The organism is Pseudomonas sp. A2, from assembly GCF_023100865.1.
Taxonomy (GTDB): Bacteria; Pseudomonadota; Gammaproteobacteria; order Pseudomonadales; family Pseudomonadaceae; genus Aquipseudomonas; species Aquipseudomonas asiatica.
This window is the reverse complement of sequence record NZ_CP039127.1, coordinates 4,132,414-4,152,880: the sequence shown is the minus strand read 5'-3', so window position 1 is coordinate 4,152,880 and position 20,467 is coordinate 4,132,414. Positions and strand designations below refer to the sequence as shown.

The window sequence follows — 20,467 nt, the reverse complement described above, 5'->3', positions numbered from 1 at the left end:
CCCTGGATTGGTGCACAAAAGTTGAAATTGCTGGGGCCGCTATGCGGCCCTTTCGCGACACAAGGCCGCTCCTACAGATACGGCGTTGTTCTCGAGGTTTGGCGCAGTACCTGTGGGAGCGGGCATGCCCGCGAAAACCGGCGCAGCCGGTGCCATAACACCGCGTTGAGTTCTTCGCGGGCTTGCCCCACAGGTCCGCCACAGCCTTGTGCTACGAATGGGCTGCAAGGCAACCCCGGCGATTTCACATCAGCGCTTGCCGAGAATCTTTCCAAGCAACTCCGGCCGCGGTGCGCCTTGCTGGCTTTGCAGGTTGCCCTGGTCATCCTGATAGAAGATCGCCGGGGTCGCCTGCAAGCCCATTTCTTCCATCAGCGCCATGTTCGCCGCCAGCTTTTGCTGCACCGCCTCCGGCACCTGCTCCAGTGCCTTCAACTTGCTGGCCTTGCCGGCCTTTTCATGTTCCTGCAGTGCCTTGGCCGGGTCTTTCGCCGCCAGCAGCGCCGCCGATTTGCCCGGGCTGTCCTCGCGGATGATGCCGACCATGATATGGCGCAACTGCACCTTGCCCGACTCCACCCATGGCCGCGCCTGTTCCCAGAACATGTTGCAGTACGGGCAGTTGGGGTCGCTGAACAGGTACACCTTGCGCGGTGCATCGTCCTTGCCGTCGGCGATCCAGGAGGTTTTCTCCATCTTCGCCCAGATTTCCTTGCTCATCGGCGCATACACCAGCTTTTTCAGCGGCTCGGCACTGAGGTCGTTGCCCTGTTCGTCGAACAGGCTGCCGACCAGTACATGCTTGCCGTCAGGGGTGAGGTACAGCGCCAGGCCGTTGTTCTGGTACTCGGCGGCATACCCGCGCAGGCCGTTGGGGGCGTCGAAGCTGCCTTTGATCACGGCGCCCTTGGCTTGCAGTTGCGCAATCGCCTTGGGCAACTCTTCGGCATGCAGGGTGGGGGCAGCCAGCAGGGCCAGGGACAGGGGCAGCAGTGCAGTCAGTCGCATGTCAGTTTCCTTGTGCGGCAGGGGCGGGCGCGGTGGCCCGGTCGAAAGGCTCCAGGGCGTGGCGCAGGCTGGCCCGGGACAGCTCACCCAGATGGCTGCCGACCAGGCGCCCGTCGGCGTCGTAGAACAGGGTGGTGGGCAGGGCCATGGAGCCGACGCGCTGGGCCAGCAGACCGGTGCTGTCGAACAGCACGTGGGTCAGGCTCAGGCCGGTGGTGACGAGGAAGGTGCTGACGTTTTCCGGGGTCTCGCCCTGGTTGACGAACAGGAAGGTCACGTGCGGGTAAGCGCTTTGCGCTTGTTGCAGCACCGGCATTTCGCGTCGGCAGGGTGGGCACCAGGTGGCCCAGATGTTGATGACCAGCGGTTTGCCGCGGTAGCTGTGCAACGCCACGGATTGGCCGTTGGCCTTGCGCAGGCTCAAATCGGGCAGTTCGGTGCCCTTGCTGTACAGGTGGCCCCCGAGGCTGGCCAGGCCCCAGAACAGCGCGCCGCTGAACAGCGCCCAGCCCAGCGGGCGGCGCAGGCCCGGATGGCGCCAGCCCTGCCACAGGGCGCCGAGCACGATGCCGGCTAGGCCCGACCAGAACAGGAAGCCGCCATCACGGATATCGATGATCTGCAGCAGATCGTCCTGGTACATCGGCCAGTAGGCCAGCACGAATCCGGCGCGTGCGCACAGCAGGCCGATCAGGAACAGGTTGAACAGTGCCGATTCCGGGCTCTCGCCGCCACGCCGGGCGACCCACCAGCCGACCATGCTGGCGATCACCAGGGCGGTGAGCATCAGCAGGTGGTTGAGGGCCATGGTCAGTGGCCCGAGGGTTACGGTCAGCATCAGCCTTGGCTCCTGGTCTGGGTCCAGTGTTGCAGGAAGGCGGCTGCATCCACTTCACCGGTGATGCGCCGCGCGCGGCGTTCGTCGCCTTCCGGGCCGACCCAGATGATGCTGGGCGGGCCGGGTACCTGGTAGCGCTGCAGCAAGGCCTGGCTGGCCGGGGTGTCGGCGGTCACGTCCAGGCGCAGCAGGTGCACACCGGCCAGGCCGGCCTGCACGTCGCTGCGGGCGAACACCTGTTTCTCCATGACCTTGCACGACACGCACCAGTCGGCATAGTAGTCGAGCATCACCCACTGGCCACGGGCCTTGGCCGTATCCAGTTCGCGTTGCAGGTCTTCGGGGCGGCTGACGGTGACGAAAGCGTCCTCGATGTGCTGGCCGGTGGCCGGCGCAGCGCCGCCACCGGCGAACGGGCGCAGCGGCTGCCAGAGGTCGTCGCCACCAGCCGCCGCACCCACCAGCAGCAGGCCGCCCCACAGGGCTCCCAGCAGTGGCAAGGCGCGCAACGCCGGCAACCGCTGCAGGGCCGGCCAGGCAGCCCAGGCCAGGGCAATCAGCAAGGCGCCGCTCAGGGCCAGCAGCAATGCTGCGGGCAGCAGGCTGCGCAAGGTGTATAGCGCCATGCCCAGGAACACGAAGCCGAACACGCCCTTGACCCGGTTCATCCAGGCGCCCGGGCGGGGCAGGTAGCGGTTGCCCAGGGTTACCAGCAACAGCAGCGGCACGCCCATGCCCAGGCCGAGGCTGAACAGCACCAGCGCCCCCTGCAGCACGTCGCCGCTCTGGGCGATGTACAGCAGCGCGCCGGCCAACGGCGCGGTCATGCACGGGCCCATCAGCAGGCCGGACAGCGCGCCCAGCAGCGCCGCGCCATACAGGTTGCCACCACGGGTGCCTTGCCCGGCGCGGTCGAGGCGGTCACGCACGGCGGCGGGCAGTTGCAGCTCGAAGGCGCCGAACATCGGCAGGGCCAGCAGCACGAACAGCCCCGCCAGGCTGCCCAGCAGCCAGGGTTGCTGCAGCCAGGCCTGCAGGCTGGCACCCAGCAGTGCGGCGACCACGCCCAGGGCGGCATACACCAGGGCCATGCTCAGTACATAGACCCCGGCCAGTATCCAGCCGCGCCGGGCGCTGGCGCCATTGCCCAGCACCAGCCCGGCGAGGATCGGCAGCATCGGCAGCGAGCAGGGGGTAAAGGCCAGCAACAGGCCCAGGCCGAAGAACGCGAGCAGGCTCCAGGCCAGGTGGCCTTTTTGCAGGTCGCTGGCCAGGGCCTGGTCACTGGCTTGTTCGACCGCCGGCACCACACTGCCACCCAGGTCGACCAACGTGGTTTGCGGGGGGTAGCACAGGCCGGCGTCGGCACAGCCCTGCCAGCCCAGGCGCAGCTGGCCCTGGGCATCGGCCGGGAGCAGCAGTTCTAGCTGGTCGCGGTACACCGCACTGTCGCCGAAGAACTCGTCGTGGTGGTTGAGAGCGGCCGGCAGTTGCGGGTGCTGTTCGGCAGGCAGGCCGTCGAACTTCAGGCGTTTCTGATACAGGTAGTAGCCAGGCTGGATCTGGAAGAACAGGCGCATCTGGCCGTCGGCCTGGCGGTCGTGGGTAAGCACGAAGGCCTGGTTGACCGGCAGGAAGTCCGGTTTGACATCGAACGGGTTGGCCTGCAATGGGCCGGCCAGCAGTAGTGTCAGGAAGAGCAGGAGGACGCGCATGTCTTCGCCTTGGCAGTACGTTGAAAGGGGTCATGCTGGCTTGGGTCGATTAACCCAAGGTTAACTCTGGTTTTTGGTCAGGGGGGCGCATCAGGGCTTGCAGGTGTTTGCCGTGGGATTGTCTGCGCCTGGGAGATCGAGCGCCGCCCGCGCGGCGCTTCGCAGCACAAGGCTGCTCCTACATCTGTTTCGGGCCAATTATTCCTATGAGGTCTGTGCGCGAACGCTTTGGCGCATGTCTCGATATCGCGTTGTACGAACAAGGCGGTCGCGTGCACTGGCACAGGCGTTACTGGCCCGAAACAGATGTAGGAGCAGCCTTGTGCTGCGAAGCGCCGCGCGGGCGGCGCTCGGTCTCCCAAGCGCCGAAGATCCTAAGACGAACGCCTACCAGCCCCAGAGCAAATTCCGCCCCAGATCCCAGACATGTCGCGACATATTGTCGACTTGACTTTGCCTGCGCCAACACAATTGCTGTAAAGTTGACGTACAGGTCAGCTTTTCAGGCTAGTACCAGAATCAAAAAAAGGGCAGACCCCCTGCTGCCCAGAGGATCAAGCATGTCCAACCGTGATATTTCCCGGCGCGCCTTCCTGCAAGGCGGCCTGATCGCTGGTGTCGGCGTGACCATGGCGCCGCTCGGCAGCCAGGCATTCGCCGCGCTGATGGAGGAACGCGTCACCACCTCGCCGCAGAAGTGGATGAACCATGATGGCAAGGCACGTTTCCGTAACGATGCCTTGTCCAAGGTGTGCGGCGACAAGGTGTTCGCTCGCGACATCCGTGCCAAGGACATGCCCGGCTGGCCCGCACAGCAGGGCCATGCGCTGCTGCTCAAGGCGACCAAGGCCGATCGTATCTATGCCGGCCATGACCTCAGCCTGCTTGGTGCCGACCTGCAGCCGGACCGCATCGTCACCGCTGCCGACCTGGAAAAGGACGGCATCGCCTGGCCCGAGGCCCACTCGCCCGACCCGCTGCTGCCGCCCGGCAAGGTGCCTATGTTCATCGGCCACCCGGTGGCGATCCTGATCTGGCACGACTTCGAGCGCTTCCGTCAGGCCAAGCGCAAGCTGCAGTTCAATGACCAGGCGATCCGCTATGGCGCCCAGGCGCCGCTGTACCAGCGCGACCCCTACGGCAGCTTCCGCTTCGTGCGCGTGGGCGGTGCCACACCGTTCGACGACGATGAATTCTCCAGCCTGAAGAATTCCATGCTGTTCCCCACCATCCTCAACCGCAAGCCGGTGTGGTCGAAGCAGCCCAATCAGCATGGCGACCTGACCGAGCAGGGCCTGTTCTACGCCAAGCGCATGGCCGAGCAACTGGACAACCCGCCAGAGGACTGGCTGGTGTTCGACGAGCGCTACAAGACGCCGTCCATCGAGCCGGCCGCCCTGGAGCCGGACAACGGCAACGGCTGGTACGACCCGGCCAGCGGCACGTTGCACTTTGTGGTCGCGACCCAGTGCCCGTTCGAAGTGGCGCAGGAATGCGTGCACATGATCAAGCCGTCGCGCTTCGCACTGAACACGCTGAACATGCACCCAGGCTATACCGTGGGCTACGGCTCGAAAGACAACAACATCTTCGTCTTTTACGCCGCCGTGGCCGCGCTGTATGGCGCCGGTGTGCCGATCCGCCTGGCCAACGACCGCTACGAGCAGTTCCAGAGCGGCATCAAGCGCCATGCCTTCGATATCCGCTACCAGTTGGCGGTGGACAAGAAGGACAACAGCTTCAAGATCTTCCGCGCCGACATGAGCTGCGACGGCGGCGGGCGTATCAACTACAGCCCGTCGGTGGCAGCGGTGGGGGCCACGGCGGCGCAGTCGATCTACTACATGCCGCAGAACGACCTGTCGGTCACTGCCTATCACTCCCGTGGCGTCGAGGCCGGCTCCATGCGCGGCTACGGCACGCTGCAGACCATGGCCGCCACCGAAATGATGGTGGATGAGGTCGCCGGGCGCCTGGGCGTCGATGCCATCGACCTGCGCCGCGCCAACGCGCTGAAGTCGGGCATGAAGAACACCCAGGGCGCGGTCCCGGCCGGCGCCCTGCGCCTGTATGAGATTCTCGACAAGGCCGCCGTGCACGACTGGTGGCGCAACCGCGACGCGCGCAAGCAGCAGATGGACGCCAAGGACCCGGACCACTGGTATGGCGTGGGCTTTGCCATCTGCCAGAAAGACTTCGGCACCGGCTCCGAAGCCCCCATGGCCAGCATCGAGTTCAGCCGCGACGGGCGCATCAGCCTGCGCCACATCGGTACCGAGCTGGGCACCGGCATGTCCACCTCCCAGGCCCTGGTTGTCAGCGATTTCCTCGGCCGCTCGGCCGACGAGGTGAAGACCGCGGTCACCGAATGGCCGGAGCTGCAGCTGACCACCAGCGGCAACCCCTACCTGATCAGCCAGCCCGAGCAGGACGCCGCGCTGCGCAACCCGCGCTGGGTCGGCAAGCTTGCTTCGCCGTCGTCGGCGACCAACTCGGCCTTCTACTTCAGCCATGCCACCCGCGAAGCGGCACGCGTGCTGTTCAACCACGGTCTCTGGCCGGCGGCCATGGCCATCTGGCGCCAGGGCCCGTACGGCGGCCAGGCCAACCCGCTGGTGGTGCGCCGCGAGAATGCGGTATGGGTCAACGGTGAGCTGACCGGCAACGGCCTGTCACCGATCCCGTTCGCCCAGCTGGCCCAAAAGGCCCATGAAATGGGCCTGGTCACCGGCGTCAGCGTGCACGGCTTCAACCGCTGGAGCTGGGCCGAGGCCGACTTCGTCATCGATGGCGTGCGCGAACGCTTCCCGCTCGACGCGGTGGCAGTCAAATACGGCGATGGCGCGGTGAGCGCCAAGAAGGCGCAGATGAGCAGCCACGGCTACCACCTGCTCGACCGGCAGAACGCCGCCTACCCCGACACCCAGCTGAACAACGCCATGGTCACCTACTACAGCCCGGTGGCGACCATTGTCGAAGTCAAGGTGAACAAAGGCACTCACGAAGTGCAGGTGCTCAACCACCACAGCTGGGTCGAGTGCGGCCGGGTGCTGGTGCCGGAACTGGTCAAGGGCCAGCTCGAGGGCGGTATCGCCATGGGCATCGGCCATGCCTTGACCGAAGAAATGCCGTTGTACGAGGGCGGGCCCGGGGAGGGCGACTGGAACTTCAACCGCTACCGCCTGCCGCATGCGCGCGACGTGGCGGTGTGGCAACAGACCAGCGAAATCCTCCCGCCGCTGTCACCGACCGACCCGTCCAAGGGCATCGCCGAGGTGGTGATGATCCCGGTCGTGGGGGCCATCGGCAATGCTGTCGCGCATGCCATCGGCAAGCGCGTTCGCGATCTCCCCATCACCCCAGCCCGTATCAAGGAGGCCCTCAATGGCTAACCGTCCACTGCAACTGACCCTCAATGGTCAACCGGTCGGCCCGGTCGAGGTCCCCGACGACCTGGCGATGATCGACTACCTGCACGAACACCAGAACCTCACCGGCTCGCGCCTGGGCTGCGGCCAGGGCATCTGCCACGCCTGCGTGGTGATCGTCGACAACCCCGACGGCACCAGCGAGGAGGTGCGTACCTGCATTACCGGCGCGCATTACTTCGAGGGCAAGAAGGTCCGCACCATCGAGGGCCATGCCAAACAGGACGAGGCCGGCAACCTCACGCTGAACCCGATCCAGCAGAAGTTCGTCGACCTGTTCGCCTTCCAGTGCAGCTACTGCGCGCCGGGCTTCGTCAATGCCGCCACGGTGCTGGTGGAAACCGCCCAGCGCCAGCCGTTGAAGAAGAGCGAGGTGGAAGACCGCATCGAGGCGAGCCTGGGCCACCACATCTGCCGTTGCACCGGCTACGTGCGTTACTACGACGCCACCCGCACGGTGCTCAACGACCTCGGCCTGGTCAAGGAGGGTTGAGCATGGGTCTTGTTCGTAGCGCAATGGCGCTGGCTTTCGGGCTTGCCGTTACCTCGCTTGCCCAGGCAGCCGACCAGGCGCAGGTCAAGCGCGGTGAATACCTGGCCCGCGCGGCCGACTGCATGGCCTGCCACACCGCTGAAGGCGGTGCGCCGTATGCTGGCGGCCTGCCGATCCATTCGCCGTTCGGCACCATTTACGGCAGCAACATCACCCCGGACAAGCAGTACGGCATCGGCAACTACAGCGCCGACGAATTCTTCGCCGCGGTAACCGAGGGCAAGCGCAAGGACGGCGCCAACCTCTACCCGGCGATGCCGTACACCTCGTACCACCTGATCAAACGCGAAGATTCGGACGCGATCCTCGCCTACCTGATGACCGTACCGCCAATCAACCGCCCGGCACCGCAGACTGCGTTGCGCTTTCCGTTCAACGTGCGCCAGGGGCTGAGCGGCTGGAACATGCTGTACGGTAAAAGCGTGCAGTTGCAGCCGACCGAGGGCAAAAGCCCGGCCTGGCAGCGTGGGCAGTACATGGTCGAAGTCATGGGCCATTGCGGCGAGTGCCATACCCCGCGCAACCCGATCGGTGCGTTGCAGCAAGACCAGCGCCTGAGCGGCGGCCTGCTGGGTGGCTACCTGGCCCCGAGCCTGCTGGCCCAGGACCTGGCCGAGCGCGGTTGGACCCAGCCGGACCTGACCACCTTCCTCAAGCACGGCATCAGTGCCCAGGGCAGCATGTTCAACGAAATGTTCCCGGTGGTGCACCACAGCACCCAGCACCTGGAGGATGCCGACCTGGCGGCCATGGCCACTTACCTGCTTGGCGACCAGCCACCGCCGGCCAAGGCCATCCAGACGGTGGCACTGGAGCAGATGAGCGACAGCGCCAGGCGCGGCCGCCAGCAGTACCTGAACGTCTGCGCCGGCTGCCATGGGGTGGACGGCGAGGGCAAGCCGCACATCGCCGTGGCCATGCGTGGCAACACGGTGCTACGCCAGGCCGACTCGCGCAACCTGGTCAAGGTGGTCCTCGAAGGCATCCGTGAACAGCAGTTCACCGGCTTCGAGCGCATGCAGCCGATGCCGGGCTTTGCCGACAAGCTCGATGACCAGCAGGTGGCGGATATGGTCAACTACCTGCGCCAGGCCTGGGGTGGATTGCCCGGTGACCTGAGCGTACAGCAGCTCGCCGAGCTGAAGGCGGAGTAAAGGGTGCAGCATCTCGATCTACAGGTGGTCCGCCAGGCGTTGCAGTGGTCGTGCGGCGGCCAGCGGGTGTGGTTGTGCACGGTGCTCGCCACCTATGGCTCGGCGCCCCGTGCGCCGGGCTCGCTGCTGGCGGTGAACGCCAGCGGGCGGTGGCTCGGTTCGCTGTCCGGTGGCTGCGTCGAAGACGACTTCCTCGAACGCGTGGGGCGGGGGGAGTTTCCCGAGCCGGTGGCTATCGTGCGTTATGGCGATGGTAGCGACTCGCGTTCGAGCATCCGCCTGCCGTGTGGCGGCGTGCTGGAAGTGCTGGTGGAGAACCTGCCGGCCGAATGCGAGGTACAGGCGCACCTGCGTGAGCTGGAAAGCGCAATTCAGGGCCAGCGCCGTGTGCTGCGTGAAGTGAGCCTGCCCGAGGGCAGGTGCCTGCTTGCCGATGACCATAGACAGGGGCCGCGTGTGGAGCGTGAAAGTGCCTGTGTACGCTTGCGTGTGGGGGCCGCCCAGCGCCTGCTGCTGGCCGGGTACTCCAGCGTCGCGCATTTCTGTGCCGAGTTCGGCAAGGGCATGGGCTTCGAAGTCATCCTCTGCGAGCCGCGTGACGAAGTGCTCGACGGCGTGCGGCTGGATGGCATCGAGGTGCGTCGTGAGCTGCCATCGGAGTTCATCGCCCATGGCGGTTGCCATGCCGACACCGCGGTGGTGGCGCTGACCCACGACCCGAAGATCGATGACCTGGCCATGCTCGAAGCGGTGCGCACCGAGGCGTTCTATATCGGTGTGATGGGCTCCCGGGCGACTTCCGACAAGCGCCGTGAACGCCTGAGGCGGATCGGTGGCCTGGGCGAGGTCGAACTGGGCCGCATCCACGCCCCGATTGGCCTCAACCTGGGCAGCAAGACCCCGGCCGAGATCGCTTTGGCGGTGCTGGCCGATATCCTTCGCGTGCGCAATGGTATCGAGCGGGAGGCGCTGTGAGCGTGGTTGCACTGATATTGGCTGCTGGCAGCAGCGTGCGTTTCGGGGCTGACAAGCGTCGGGCGCTGTTGGTTGATGGTCGCAGCTTGCTGGTGCACAGCGTGGAGCGGGCCTGTGCAGTGTTCGACGATGTGCGGGTGGTGTTGCGCGAGGGGGAGCGGGGCGTGGATCTGGGGCTGCCTGCGGGGTGCCGGGTCGTCTCCAGCCCGGATTTCGCATTGGGCATGGGCCATAGCCTGGCGGCCGGCGCCGCCTCGCTGGCCGACAGTGAGGCGCAGGCAGTAGCGATTCTGTTGGGTGACATGCCCTGGCTGGAGCAGGCAACCCTTGCCCGGCTGGCTTCCAGGGCCAGCGCGTCGACCATCGTGTTGCCTTGCCATGAAGGGCAGCAAGGGCACCCTGTGCTGTTCGGGCGCGATTTCTGGCCGGCGCTTGCGCGCCTGACCGGCGATGAAGGGGCGCGTTCGGTGGTCAAGGCCAACCCGGCGAGTTGTGTCAGGGTAGAAGTGCCGGATACCGGTGTGCTGCTGGATGTCGACAAGCCTGATGCGGTGCACCGGTGAACGCACTTGTCAGGGCCTATTCATCTTGTTCGTCAGCCAGCTCATAGGGTTGAAGCTCGCTCAGTTGGGCGAGCAGTACCAGATGCTCGACTGCTTTGAGCTTTTCAAGCCGCTCGAGGCTGTCTGACCCTCCCAGCATCAAGGCAGGAACAAAGCCATACATTTCGTCTGCGGCCAACGTGCCGAGCCGTTCCCTGGCGGGTTCGAACAGGTCGTCGAAATAGATGCATTCGGTCATCAGCCACATGAGCAGGCCGTGGATCTTGTTGTCCCGCTCTTCGTCGCCTGAGCTGGGGGCGCCATCGAGGTAACGGGAATGGTACGCCGCAATGGTCAGCACCGAGCCGGTGTCTTCACCCCACAGGTACAGGTCGCCAAAAGCGCTACGGGCGATGAGGTGATAAGTGTCGCGTGCTTCGAAGTGCGTGCCTGACAGCCAATACGCTACTACGTCTTCGTAATCCTGAGGGTTTACCAGCCAGAACAGGCCACCACCGTAGCCGCACCAGCCGTGCTCTTGCCAGTATCCCAGGAGACGGTTGGGGAGTTTGCCTTGGTAATGATCGAGGGCAGAGGGCGGTACTGGTTGGTGGCCGACGGGGTCGCCGAAGGTTTCGAGGAAGATGCTGAAGATGACGTCCATTTGATTAAGTCCTTTTTTAAGTGTTTAGAAGTCGGAGAAGCTGTAGGGTTCGAGTGCCGAAAGTTGTGAAAGCATAATCAAGTGTTCAATTGTTTTTACTTTTTCAATTCGCTCCAGTCTTGCTTTTCCGCCGAAGACGAGTGCGGGGACAAAACCATACATTTCATCGTGATTGAGTGGGCCTAGATTGTTTCTTGATGGTTCGAATAAATCCTCGAAGTCATTGCTGTCCTTTTTAACCTGTAGAAAGAAAGATTGAACGTGCCTGTCAATGTTTGCTATTCGGCGGTTGTTGCCGCAATAGTGTGAGATATGGCTCGCAATGCATAGTGAGAAACCGGTTCTCTCTCCGTATAAGTAGAGGTCGCCAAACGCCCCGCGCGCGATCACATGGTAGGTGTCGTGTTCGGCCAGGGACGTGCCGTCAATCCAAGATGCAACGACGCCTTCATACTCTTGGGGGTCGACGGTCCAAAAAATACCATCACCATATCCACACCAGCCATGTGTCGTCCAATGTTCCAATAATTTCTTCGGCAGCTTTCTCCTGTAACGCTCGATGGTTGAAGGAGGAACCTCTTGCCTGTGAATAGGTGGTCCAATTGTATCGATAAAGACGGAATAGACGTCATCCATCATTTGGCTCCATATCAATCTAGCACTTGATCAGTTTGATGTTCATGAAGGAGGAATCTCCGCCTGATTTCAATGCTTCTTCGGCAGCTTGCTGCATACCCTTGATCTTGCTTTTCCACTGTGGGCCAATGGTGGAGTTGACTTGTTTGTCACCGAAATCGGCAATGACATCTCTTCCTCCAGCGGTCAGGTCCGGGTTGTGCAATGCCGCGAGCGTTGCCATCGTCTCCTTCGCTAATTTTGCAGCCGTCCTTTGGGCTTCACGTGGGCTCAAATCGTCTGGCAAGTCGTCCAGTATCCGTTGCTCTAATTTGTCTTGCATCTGTTTACGAGCTTTGCGCGCTACAATTGGGTTTCGCTTTACGGGATTGGCAACGTTTTCTAAAAACTCCTCAACCGTCAGCCGATTCAACCCATCCTGCTGCCCCTTCAACTGCCGTTCAAACTCGCCATGCTTGGCGGGTGGCAATTTGTCGGCCTTGAAGCACGCCACCGTATGCAACGGCATGCTACCGGGCTTCCCTGTCGAGGGCTCCTTGTCTTTCCCTGCCGGCCGATCAGGCTGCATCGGCTGCGGCTCACCCACCGCCCCCTTGCGCCGCTCCGGCACCTGCAGGTCTGGCCGTTTCTTCAAGCCCTCTTCATGCTTGAGCATCCATTGCCCCAGCCGCGCACCTTTGCGGCTGGCCGTCATTTCCTGGGCCAGCACCCGGGCATCGCCGCGGCCGCGGGTGAGGTACGACACGATCGCCCCCAACAACAGCAGCACGACTTCCACATGGCCTTTGGCAATCTGATGCGTGGCCCGGGATATCGCATAGGGGTCGTCCCGGCAGAACGGGCCCGAGCCTTCATTGCCGCAGGTGCCTTCCCAGGCGAAGCGAATGCCGTCGACGTAGTACTCGCCGATACGCGGCAAGCCCTCGATGAAGAACTCGGCGATGGAGGCCAGCCCCAGCGCGCCGAGGATCCAGCCACTGACCTTGAGGCCCATGGCCGCGCCCGCGCCGGCGAACGGAATGGTTCCGGCGCCGCCAGCGAATGCGCCAACCCCCGCGCCAAGCAGGCCACCGGTAATGGTGCTGCCGGCGACGATCATCGCCATCTGCCGCACGACCATCAGCAGTTCGTCGACGATACTGTTGATGTCGAGGTCGGCGAAGCGCTGGCGCAGCATGTGCGCCGCCTGCCATTCGGCGTGGTAGAAGGCTGTGCGGACGGCTTCGATCCGGCGCAGGTTGAGGCCCAGCGAGGCGACCTCTTCATTGAGGCTGGTGCGGAACTGGCCACCGCTTTGGTAGCCCACCATGGCGATGACACGTGACTCGATCTCGTGCCAGGAGGGCACGAGGTAATCCAGGTACATGAGGTGTCTCCCTGACAGCGTGTGCAGGGGGAAATCCCATCATGGATTCGGATCGGAAGTTTCTGAGCCAGTTGTAGGAAAATGCGACTTCGTTTCCGGCGTGTTCGGCGGAGTTAGGCTGTCGGGGTGGGCCTTGGGGGGGCTTCAAATGTTTGTCGCTCCCGGGCGCATGTGGCAGTTGCGCGGTGCTCGTTGCCGCAGGCGCCATACATCCCCAATCCCCCACAAAAGGTCCATAATCCCCCCTTAATCCGCCCAAGGTGCAATGCCAGCTACACCATTCCGGGAGCCCCACCATGCACGTTCTGCTCTGTGAGGACGACGACCTGATCGCCGCCGGCATCTGCGCCGGCCTTACCGCCCAGGGTCTGACCGTGGACCGTGTGGGCAACGCCGCCGATGCACGGGCAATGCTGCAGGCCGCGCAGTTCGACGTGATGATTCTCGACCTTGGCCTGCCCGACGAAGACGGCCTGAAGCTGTTGCGCCGCCTGCGCGAGAAAGGCGAGACGCTGCCAGTGCTGGTGCTCACCGCCCGTGATGCGGTCACCGACCGTGTCGATGGCCTGCAGGCCGGCGCCGACGACTACCTGCTCAAACCGTTCGACCTGCGCGAGCTGGCTGCTCGCCTGCACACCCTGCTGCGGCGCGTAGCCGGGCGGGCGGTGAATGTGATCGAACACGGCCCGCTGCGCTACGACCCGAGCAGCTGCGAGGCAACCCTGGCCGGCCAGCCGGTCGACCTGTCCCGGCGTGAACAGGCATTGCTCCAGGCGCTGCTGCAGAACCCCGGGCGGGTGCTGTCCAGCGAGCAGCTCAAAGACTGCGTGTACGGCTTCAGCGACGAAGTCGAGAGCAATGCCCTGAACGTGCATATCCACCATCTGCGGCGCAAGCTGGGCAATGGCATCGTCGAGACCGTGCGCGGCCTGGGCTACCGCCTTGGCCCGGCGCAGGCGCCGGAGGAAGCCGCATCATGAGCCTGAGGGTACGCCTGAGCCTGATCCTGGGCAGCGCCTTCGTGATCATCTGGGCGCTGGCCGCCGCGTGGATGCTGCGAGACCTGCGCCAGCAGATGATGTTCTCCCTCGACCAGCGCCTGGTGGCTTCGGCGCGCATGGTCGCCGGGCTGATCGACCAGCTGCCGCAGCCGCTGACCGCCAAGGGCGGGGAGGCGCACTTTTCCGCCGACCAGTTCAGCGTGCCGGACGGCATGGCCTGTCAGGTCAGCTCGCTGCGTGGCGAGATTCTCGCCAGCAACCACAAGCACGATGGCGTCATGGACGATGAACGCAGCGGTTTCCGTGACCAGACTATCGACGACGCCCTGTGGCGCACCTTTACCTACAACCATGGCGATGTGCGCATTACTACCGCCGACCGGCACATGGAGCGCGAGGCACTGAACCAGTCGATCCTGCTGGCGGCCTCGGCGCCGGTGCTGATGGCCCTGCTTGGCAGCCTGGGGTTGTTGTGGATCGGCCTGGGCAAGGGCCTGGAGCCGCTCAACCGAATGCGCGATGCCCTGCGCCGCCGGCGCGCGGACAGCGTCGAGCCGTTGCAGGTGGCGGGCATGCCCAGCGAACTGCAACCGTTGCTGGAAACCCAGAACCAGCTGTTCCTGCGCATTGCCCAGACCATCGAGCGTGAGCGGCGCCTGACCGACGATGCCGCGCATGAACTGCGCAGCCCGCTGACGGCGATCAAGACCCACCTGCAGGTGGCACGGATGACCGATGGCGCCGTGCGCGAGCAGGCGCTGGAGCATGCCGAGCAGGGCGCCGACCGCATGCACCGCACGCTGGAGCAGTTGCTGATGCTGGCGCGGGTGGAAGGCAGCCTGTCGTTCGAGGATGGCGTGCAGTGCAGCGCCGAGCAGGTGGCCCGGCAGGCGGTGCAGGATGCCGGCGGCGGTGACAACCGGCGCATCGTGCTGCGCTTGCCTGAAGCCGCTACGCAGATCTACCTGGGCATGCCGGCACCGTTGGCGGTGGCGGCGCTGCGCAACCTGCTGGACAACGCCTTGCGCCATGGCGGCGACGAGGCGGTGGAGCTTGAGGTGCAGATGGCTGACGGCCAGGTGGGCTTCATGGTGCGGGACCATGGGCCGGGGATTGCCGAGGCGGACCTTGAGCACCTGACCGAGCGCTTCTGGCGTAACGGGCAGAGTGGTGGATGCGGGCTGGGGCTGGCGATCGTACAGGCGATCGTGCAGCGTTGTGCCGGTAGCCTGAAGTTCGACAGCCGCAGTGATGGGTTGCGGGTGTTGTTGCAAGTGCCGGCGCGCTCGGGGAATTGATTTTTATTGCCTGTGCCGGCCTCTTTGCGGGTAAACCCGCTCCCACAGGTACTGCATCAACCCTGAGATCTGTGCCAATCCTGTGGGAGCGGGTTTACCCGCGAAGAGGCCGGGCCTGCTTTCAAAAATCCCACAGCAACCGCTAAATCCTCCCCGCACTCAAGCGTTTTCCAAGCGACGAACACCCGCACTTTCGCTTGCTTGCGAGGATTCACCCATGTCCACCGCTTCCTGCCTTGCCCAGGTCCCGCCGGCCAGCGCGCCGCGTGCCTTGTACGAGTTCACCGATTCACCCTTGCTGCAACGCCAGCAACAACAGGAGTCCAACGCCCGCAGCTACCCGCGGCGCATCCCCCTGGCACTCAAGCGCGCCCGTGGCATCCATGTGGAGGATGTCGAAGGCCGCCAGTTCATCGACTGCCTGGCCGGCGCCGGCACCCTGGCGCTGGGCCACAACCACCCGGTGGTGGTCGAGGCGATCCAGCGGGTACTGGCCGATGAGCTGCCGTTGCACACCCTGGACCTGACCACACCGGTCAAGGACCGCTTCGTCCAGGACCTGTTCGGTGTGCTGCCCGAGGCGTTGCGCCGTGAGGCCAAGGTCCAGTTCTGCGGCCCGACCGGTACCGATGCGGTGGAAGCCGCGCTGAAACTGGTGCGCAGCGCCACCGGCCGCAGCACCGTGCTGGCCTTCCAGGGCGCCTACCATGGCATGAGCCAGGGGGCGCTGAGCCTGATGGGCAGCCATGGGCCGAAGCAGCCGTTGGGGGCCTTGCTGGGCAACGGTGTGCAGTTCATGCCGTACCCCTACGACTACCGTTGCCCGTTCGGCTTGGGCGGCGAAGCCGGGGTCAGGGCCAACCTGCATTACCTGGAAACCCTGCTGCTCGACCCGGAAAGCGGCGTGCCGCTGCCGGCGGCGGTGATCCTCGAGGTGGTGCAGGGCGAGGGCGGGGTGATTCCGGCCGATATCGAGTGGCTCAAGGGGGTACGCCGTATCACCGAGCAGGCCGGCGTGGCGTTGATCGTCGATGAGATTCAGAGCGGTTTCGCCCGTACCGGGCGCATGTTCGCCTTCGAGCATGCCGGCATCATCCCGGATGTGGTCACCTTGTCCAAGGCCATTGGCGGCAGCCTGCCGCTGGCGGTGGTGGTGTACCGCGACTGGCTGGACACCTGGAAACCGGGCGCCCACGCCGGCACTTTCCGTGGTAACCAGATGGCCATGGCGGCGGGTTCGGCAGTGATCGATTACCTGGTCGAGCATCGCCTGGCAGAGCATGCCGAGGCCATGGGCCAGCGCCTGCGCCAGCACCTGCAGCAGTTGCAGCGGGATTATCCGCAGTTGGGTGATATTCGCGGGCGTGGCCTGATGCTTGGGGTGGAACTGGTGGATCCGCAAGGCCACAGGGATGCACTTGGGCATCCGGCGGCCAACCGTGAGTTGGCGGCGAAGGTGCAGCGCGAGTGCCTCAAGCGCGGGCTGATCCTGGAACTCGGTGGGCGGCATGGGGCAGTGGTGCGTTTCCTGCCGCCGTTGATCATCAGTGGCGAGCAGATCGACGAGGTCGCGCAGCGCTTTGCCGAGGCGTTGATCGCGGCGGTCTGATCGATTGCCGGGGCCGCGCAGCGGCCCCTGGCAATCCCGGCTACCAGCCGCGCCCGGAATTCACCCAGAAGTTCACCGACAGCGAGGTGGTCACAGACTCCACCTGGTGGAACCACCCTTCGGGCAGGAACAACAGGTCACCGGCCTGCAGCACCACGCGCAGGAACGGCACCTCGCGCGCCGCCGGGAAGCGCTGGTAGTCCGGGGCGTCGGGGTTGAAGTCGCAGCCGTCCAGGCCGCCCTTGGGGCTGGTCGACCAGGTACCCAGGGCCGGGCGATGGTGCGGCGCGGCAAGGATGAACGACTTTTGCCCCCATACCTGTGCGAACAGGTTGTCGGTGTCGTCGCGGTGCAATGGCGTCAGTGTGCCCTTGGGGCCGATCCAGATGCGCGGCGCAATGAACTTCTCGCGGGCGAAGTACTGCGGGTAGCGAATCAGCCTCAGCAGCTTTTCCGGCACGATGTTGTTGCCCATGTAGGCCGGGGTTTCGCCGGGTTTGGCAGGGGTGTCCAGCGAGGCGATGAAGTCGGCCATGGAAGTGGAACGGAAGTCGCGGTCGGTGGAGAAGGTCTTCTTCACGTAGTCGCCGTGCCGGGTGATGCCCTGCAGTTCGGCAAAATGCTCCAGCGAAGCTTCGCGGCCCATGGTGAACAGCGGCCAGTCCTGCAGGGCATCGCTGATGACCACCGGCGTGCCGTGCTCCAGGTAATCGCCCTGGAAGCGCGCCAGTGGCATGTCGGCGCGGGCAATGCGTGCCACCTCGCGCTGCACCGGTTGCGCGGCCGATACCCGTTCGCTGAGGCGTGCCGGTGTCGGGTAGCGTTGGTTCATCGACACCTTGGTCGCCGGCGCACCGCGCCGGGCGTTGCTGATGATCTGCGGCAGCAGGGTGGCCAGGCCCATGTTGCCGCTGATCTTCAGGCGGGCGCTGGCGAACAGTTCTTCGACGTTGGCGGTGCCGCCCATGATGCCCATGAAGTCACGCTCGGCCACCTCGATGGTGACGTCCGGGGCGCTGTGCCGGCCGGCACCGGTGCGGCTGCTGTCGCGCACCTCCGACCAGAAGGCCCGGTCCTGGCCGAAGACGAACTGGAAAACGCCTTCGATGCCGACGGCATGGGCGTTGGCGAACAGTTTGCTGAGGATGCTCTGAAGGTCCACGGTATGCCTCTGGCGGTCTTTCGTTGTGCAGGGATAACGAGTGCCTGCACCAACGATTTAGCCGTGTGGGCGGGTAATTTTTCGGCGTGCTGCTACGTCCCGTAGGGAGGCTCGAGTCACATTGTTCACCCAAGGAACCCACATGGCACTGCACCCTGATCTGGCGGCATTTCTGGAACTGGTCGAATTTGGCCGGCTGACGGGCAGGAGCCTGCCCATGCACGCGATGGACGTGACCCAGGCCCGTGCCGAGTTCGAAGGCAGCTCGCAGGTACTCGACCCGAGCCCGCCCGGCAGCGTCAGGGCCAGCGAGTTGCAGATTACCGCGCGCGACGGTGCCCGTCTGGCTGCTCGTCTTTACCGCCAGGGCGATGCTGGTGCTGCCTTGCAGCCAGTGATCCTGTACCTGCATGGCGGCGGCTATGTGGTCGGCAGCCTCGATTCGCATGACTCGGTGTGCCGTCGCCTGGCGGCCCTGGGCGAGTTCGCGGTGCTGGCGGCGGACTACCGGCTGGCGCCGGAGCAGCAGTTCCCGAAGGCCCTGCACGATGTACTGGACGCCGCCAACTGGCTGGCTGAGCAGGCGGCCTCGCTGGGCCTGGACAACCGCCGGGTGGTGCTGGCAGGGGACAGCGTGGGCGCCAGCCTGGCGGCGGTGCTGGCCATTACGGCAGTGGAGCAGCCCGAGGCGCTGGCGTTCAAGCCGCTGGCACAGTTGCTGTTCTACCCGGTGACCGATATCTCCTGCTGGCGTGAGTCCCATCGCGAGCATGCCGAGGGTTACCTGCTGGAGACGCCTACCCTGGAGTGGTTCTACCAGCACTATGCGCCGCAGCGCGAGCAGCGCCTTGACTGGCGGGTATCGCCGTTGCTGTCGACGCTGCGCCAGCCGTTGGCACCAGCTTACCTGTTCGTGGCCGAATATGACCCGTTGCATGATGAGGGCATGGCTTATCGTGACTGGCTGGTGGCGGGTGGGACGGCGGTGACCTTTGCCCGGGTGGAGGGGTTGACCCATGACTTCTTGCGCATGTCGGGGATCGTGGGGCAGGTAGAGGGGATTTACCGGGATGTCGGGGCGTGGTTGAAGCGGGTCGGCGGCCAGTCCTGACTTGAGCTCGCGCCCCTATCGCCGGCAAGCCAGCTCCCACACCGACCGCACCGACTTCAAGTCATGTGCAGTGCCTGTGGGAGCCGCCTTGCCGGCGATAGGGCCGGTACTGGCAACCCTCAAGCGCGCAGGTAGCGCTTCAGAATATCCACCAATCGCTCGATCTCCGCCTCGGTATTCAACAGCCCAGGCGCCGTCCGCACCACCGGCCCGACATCCCGAGACACCGCATCGACCACGATGCGCTGGCTGTTGAGATACCGGGCCACCTCGTCAGCATCCTGCCCCGTGACCCGGAAGAAGGTGAACCCCGCCGAATACTGCGTGCTGCGCGGTGTCACCAGCTCGACCCCCGGCAGCGCCTCTAGCCGCTGCCTGAGATAGCCATTGAGCCCATGAATCCGTGCCTGCACCGCCGCCTTGCCCAGCTGCAGGTGCAACTCGAACGCCTTGCCCAATGCCCAGCGGTGCTCGAACGCGTGGTAACCCCCGGGCGTCATCACCGTGGCAAAGTCCTCGTTCTCGGAAAACGTGGCAATGGTCGGGGTCAGCTGCTTCAGTTCGGTGGACGCCGCGCAGATGATCCCGGTACCCCGCGGCCCGAACATCCACTTGTGCGTGCCGGCGATGAAGTAGTCGCAGTTGAGATCGGCAAAGCGCATGTCTTCGACGCCAAAGCCATGCACACCGTCGATCACGTAGATGATCTGGTCCTGCTCGTCACGCTGGCGATTGACCTCGCGCACCAGCGCGCCGATCTCGCCCACGGGCAGTTTCACGCCACTGCCCGAGTGCACCCAGGTCATGCCCAGTACTCGTGTTTTCGGCCCGATGGCTGCGGCGATGGTGGTCAGTACCTGGTCGCTGTTGACCTTGGCGGGGTCGTCGAACAGGCGCAACCGGTGCACCGGTGTGCCATCGCGCGTGGTGCGAAAGCCCATGGTATGGCGGGCGGCCGAATGCTCGTGCACGGTGGTGAGAATTTCCTGCCCCGGGGCAATCTTCAGCCCGCCATAGATCAGCCCCAGGCCTTCGGTGGTGCTGCCGGTCAGGGCAATTTGCCGGGGCGTCACTTCGAGGTAGCGGGCTGCCCATTCACGCACGGCGGCCTCGTGCTTCCACTCCGATTGGCTGTCCCAGTCGACCATGCGGGCCGGGTGGTGGTCGAAGCGGGCGCGTAGCGCTTCGATGGCCTCGCGCACGGGCCGTGGGTGCGAGGTGATCAGGAAGTTGGCAAAGTGCGCGTACGCCGGGTCCAGCTCGAACAGGTTGCGAAACCCGGCCCAGTCGCTGGCGGTTGCAGGCTGCGCAGCCGCCGCTTGGGCGGCAGGCAGCAGTGGGCCTGTGAGGGGCAGGGCGGCCGCAAGCAGGCCGGCCTGCTTGAGAAAGGTGCGACGATCGTTCATC

17 protein-coding genes are annotated in these 20,467 nt (G+C 64.8%); 9 read left to right on the top strand and 8 right to left on the bottom strand.

Going from position 1 to position 20,467, the window contains the following annotated elements; translation table 11 throughout:
* Positions 1–249: 249 nt before the first annotated feature.
* From dsbG to dsbD, 3 genes are read right to left on the bottom strand one after another with little or no spacing between them, the layout of a single operon-like run.
* Positions 250–1,008, bottom strand: a complete 759-nt coding sequence (gene dsbG, locus E5221_RS19240) for a thiol:disulfide interchange protein DsbG (RefSeq protein ID WP_247846265.1) — start codon at positions 1,006–1,008, stop codon at positions 250–252.
* A 1-nt stretch (position 1,009) separates the two neighbouring features.
* Positions 1,010–1,846, bottom strand: coding sequence for a TlpA disulfide reductase family protein (locus tag E5221_RS19235; protein WP_247846263.1), 837 nt, complete (start codon positions 1,844–1,846; stop codon positions 1,010–1,012).
* Positions 1,846–3,561 carry a protein-disulfide reductase DsbD gene (gene dsbD / locus E5221_RS19230; protein WP_247846261.1) on the bottom strand — a complete coding sequence of 572 codons (1,716 nt, stop codon included), beginning with the start codon at positions 3,559–3,561 and terminating at the stop codon, positions 1,846–1,848. Before dsbD ends, E5221_RS19235 begins: the two co-directional genes overlap by 1 nt.
* A gap of 560 nt (positions 3,562–4,121) precedes the next feature.
* Here dsbD and E5221_RS19225 point away from each other — a divergent pair.
* From E5221_RS19225 to E5221_RS19205, 5 genes are read left to right on the top strand one after another with little or no spacing between them, the layout of a single operon-like run.
* Complete coding sequence (locus E5221_RS19225; RefSeq protein WP_061551064.1) at positions 4,122–6,953, top strand: xanthine dehydrogenase family protein molybdopterin-binding subunit; 2,832 nt, start codon at positions 4,122–4,124, stop codon at positions 6,951–6,953.
* A complete protein-coding gene (locus E5221_RS19220; RefSeq protein WP_013973477.1) occupies positions 6,946–7,482 on the top strand; it encodes a (2Fe-2S)-binding protein in 537 nt (178 codons plus the stop codon). Before E5221_RS19225 ends, E5221_RS19220 begins: the two co-directional genes overlap by 8 nt.
* Positions 7,483–7,484: 2 nt before the next feature.
* Positions 7,485–8,696, top strand: coding sequence for a cytochrome c (locus tag E5221_RS19215; RefSeq protein WP_039615122.1), 1,212 nt, complete (start codon positions 7,485–7,487; stop codon positions 8,694–8,696).
* A 3-nt stretch (positions 8,697–8,699) separates the two neighbouring features.
* Positions 8,700–9,671: an XdhC family protein gene (locus E5221_RS19210; protein WP_247846259.1), complete on the top strand. Its 972-nt coding sequence runs from the start codon at positions 8,700–8,702 to the stop codon at positions 9,669–9,671.
* Positions 9,668–10,234: a nucleotidyltransferase family protein gene (locus E5221_RS19205; protein ID WP_013973474.1), complete on the top strand. Its 567-nt coding sequence runs from the start codon at positions 9,668–9,670 to the stop codon at positions 10,232–10,234. Before E5221_RS19210 ends, E5221_RS19205 begins: the two co-directional genes overlap by 4 nt.
* A 16-nt stretch (positions 10,235–10,250) precedes the next feature.
* Here the strand turns inward: E5221_RS19205 and E5221_RS19200 are convergent, their stop codons facing one another.
* Genes E5221_RS19200 through E5221_RS19190 form a run of 3 tightly spaced genes read right to left on the bottom strand, consistent with a single transcriptional unit; the run spans position 10,251 to position 12,879 of the window.
* Entirely contained in the window at positions 10,251–10,877 is a 627-nt protein-coding gene (locus E5221_RS19200) for a GAD-like domain-containing protein (protein WP_247846257.1), read from the bottom strand.
* Between the two features lie 24 nt (positions 10,878–10,901).
* A complete protein-coding gene (locus E5221_RS19195) occupies positions 10,902–11,513 on the bottom strand; it encodes a GAD-like domain-containing protein (RefSeq protein ID WP_003260595.1) in 612 nt (203 codons plus the stop codon).
* 19 nt (positions 11,514–11,532) lie between these two features.
* Positions 11,533–12,879, bottom strand: a complete 1,347-nt coding sequence (locus E5221_RS19190; RefSeq protein WP_247846255.1) for a DUF6861 domain-containing protein — start codon at positions 12,877–12,879, stop codon at positions 11,533–11,535.
* 296 nt (positions 12,880–13,175) lie between these two features.
* On the opposite strand from E5221_RS19190, the gene E5221_RS19185 reads away from it, so the two are divergent.
* The 3 genes from E5221_RS19185 to E5221_RS19175 all read left to right on the top strand — a co-directional run bounded on the left by E5221_RS19185 (position 13,176) and on the right by E5221_RS19175 (position 16,787).
* Positions 13,176–13,859 carry a response regulator transcription factor gene (locus tag E5221_RS19185; protein ID WP_013973469.1) on the top strand — a complete coding sequence of 228 codons (684 nt, stop codon included), beginning with the start codon at positions 13,176–13,178 and terminating at the stop codon, positions 13,857–13,859.
* Positions 13,856–15,178, top strand: a complete 1,323-nt coding sequence (locus tag E5221_RS19180; protein WP_085705129.1) for an ATP-binding protein — start codon at positions 13,856–13,858, stop codon at positions 15,176–15,178. The genes E5221_RS19185 and E5221_RS19180 overlap by 4 nt, the downstream gene beginning before the upstream one ends.
* 217 nt (positions 15,179–15,395) lie before the next feature.
* Positions 15,396–16,787, top strand: a complete 1,392-nt coding sequence (locus tag E5221_RS19175) for an aspartate aminotransferase family protein (protein WP_015271114.1) — start codon at positions 15,396–15,398, stop codon at positions 16,785–16,787.
* Positions 16,788–16,827: 40 nt separating this feature from the next.
* On the opposite strand, the gene E5221_RS19170 is transcribed toward E5221_RS19175, so the two are convergent.
* Positions 16,828–17,949 carry a cupin-like domain-containing protein gene (locus E5221_RS19170; RefSeq protein WP_247846254.1) on the bottom strand — a complete coding sequence of 374 codons (1,122 nt, stop codon included), beginning with the start codon at positions 17,947–17,949 and terminating at the stop codon, positions 16,828–16,830.
* A gap of 142 nt (positions 17,950–18,091) precedes the next feature.
* On the opposite strand from E5221_RS19170, the gene E5221_RS19165 reads away from it, so the two are divergent.
* On the top strand, positions 18,092–19,060 hold the full coding sequence (locus tag E5221_RS19165; protein WP_247846251.1) for an alpha/beta hydrolase: 969 nt from the start codon (positions 18,092–18,094) through the stop codon (positions 19,058–19,060).
* Between the two features lie 119 nt (positions 19,061–19,179).
* On the opposite strand, the gene E5221_RS19160 is transcribed toward E5221_RS19165, so the two are convergent.
* A complete protein-coding gene (locus E5221_RS19160; protein ID WP_247846250.1) occupies positions 19,180–20,466 on the bottom strand; it encodes an aminotransferase class V-fold PLP-dependent enzyme in 1,287 nt (428 codons plus the stop codon).
* Position 20,467: the final 1 nt, after the last annotated feature.

Excerpts from the sequence above, each read along its gene's own strand:
- dsbG (WP_247846265.1), bottom strand. The coding sequence starts at position 1,008 with ATGCGACTGACTGCACTGCTGCCCCTGTCCCTGGCCCTGCTGGCTGCC.
- E5221_RS19235 (WP_247846263.1), bottom strand. The coding sequence starts at position 1,846 with ATGCTGACCGTAACCCTCGGGCCACTGACCATGGCCCTCAACCACCTG.
- dsbD (WP_247846261.1), bottom strand. The coding sequence starts at position 3,561 with ATGCGCGTCCTCCTGCTCTTCCTGACACTACTGCTGGCCGGCCCATTG.
- E5221_RS19225 (WP_061551064.1), top strand. The coding sequence starts at position 4,122 with ATGTCCAACCGTGATATTTCCCGGCGCGCCTTCCTGCAAGGCGGCCTG.
- E5221_RS19220 (WP_013973477.1), top strand. The coding sequence starts at position 6,946 with ATGGCTAACCGTCCACTGCAACTGACCCTCAATGGTCAACCGGTCGGC.
- E5221_RS19215 (WP_039615122.1), top strand. The coding sequence starts at position 7,485 with ATGGGTCTTGTTCGTAGCGCAATGGCGCTGGCTTTCGGGCTTGCCGTT.
- E5221_RS19200 (WP_247846257.1), bottom strand. The coding sequence starts at position 10,877 with ATGGACGTCATCTTCAGCATCTTCCTCGAAACCTTCGGCGACCCCGTC.
- E5221_RS19195 (WP_003260595.1), bottom strand. The coding sequence starts at position 11,513 with ATGGATGACGTCTATTCCGTCTTTATCGATACAATTGGACCACCTATT.
- E5221_RS19190 (WP_247846255.1), bottom strand. The coding sequence starts at position 12,879 with ATGTACCTGGATTACCTCGTGCCCTCCTGGCACGAGATCGAGTCACGT.
- E5221_RS19185 (WP_013973469.1), top strand. The coding sequence starts at position 13,176 with ATGCACGTTCTGCTCTGTGAGGACGACGACCTGATCGCCGCCGGCATC.
- E5221_RS19180 (WP_085705129.1), top strand. The coding sequence starts at position 13,856 with ATGAGCCTGAGGGTACGCCTGAGCCTGATCCTGGGCAGCGCCTTCGTG.
- E5221_RS19175 (WP_015271114.1), top strand. The coding sequence starts at position 15,396 with ATGTCCACCGCTTCCTGCCTTGCCCAGGTCCCGCCGGCCAGCGCGCCG.
- E5221_RS19165 (WP_247846251.1), top strand. The coding sequence starts at position 18,092 with ATGGCACTGCACCCTGATCTGGCGGCATTTCTGGAACTGGTCGAATTT.
- E5221_RS19160 (WP_247846250.1), bottom strand. The coding sequence starts at position 20,466 with ATGAACGATCGTCGCACCTTTCTCAAGCAGGCCGGCCTGCTTGCGGCC.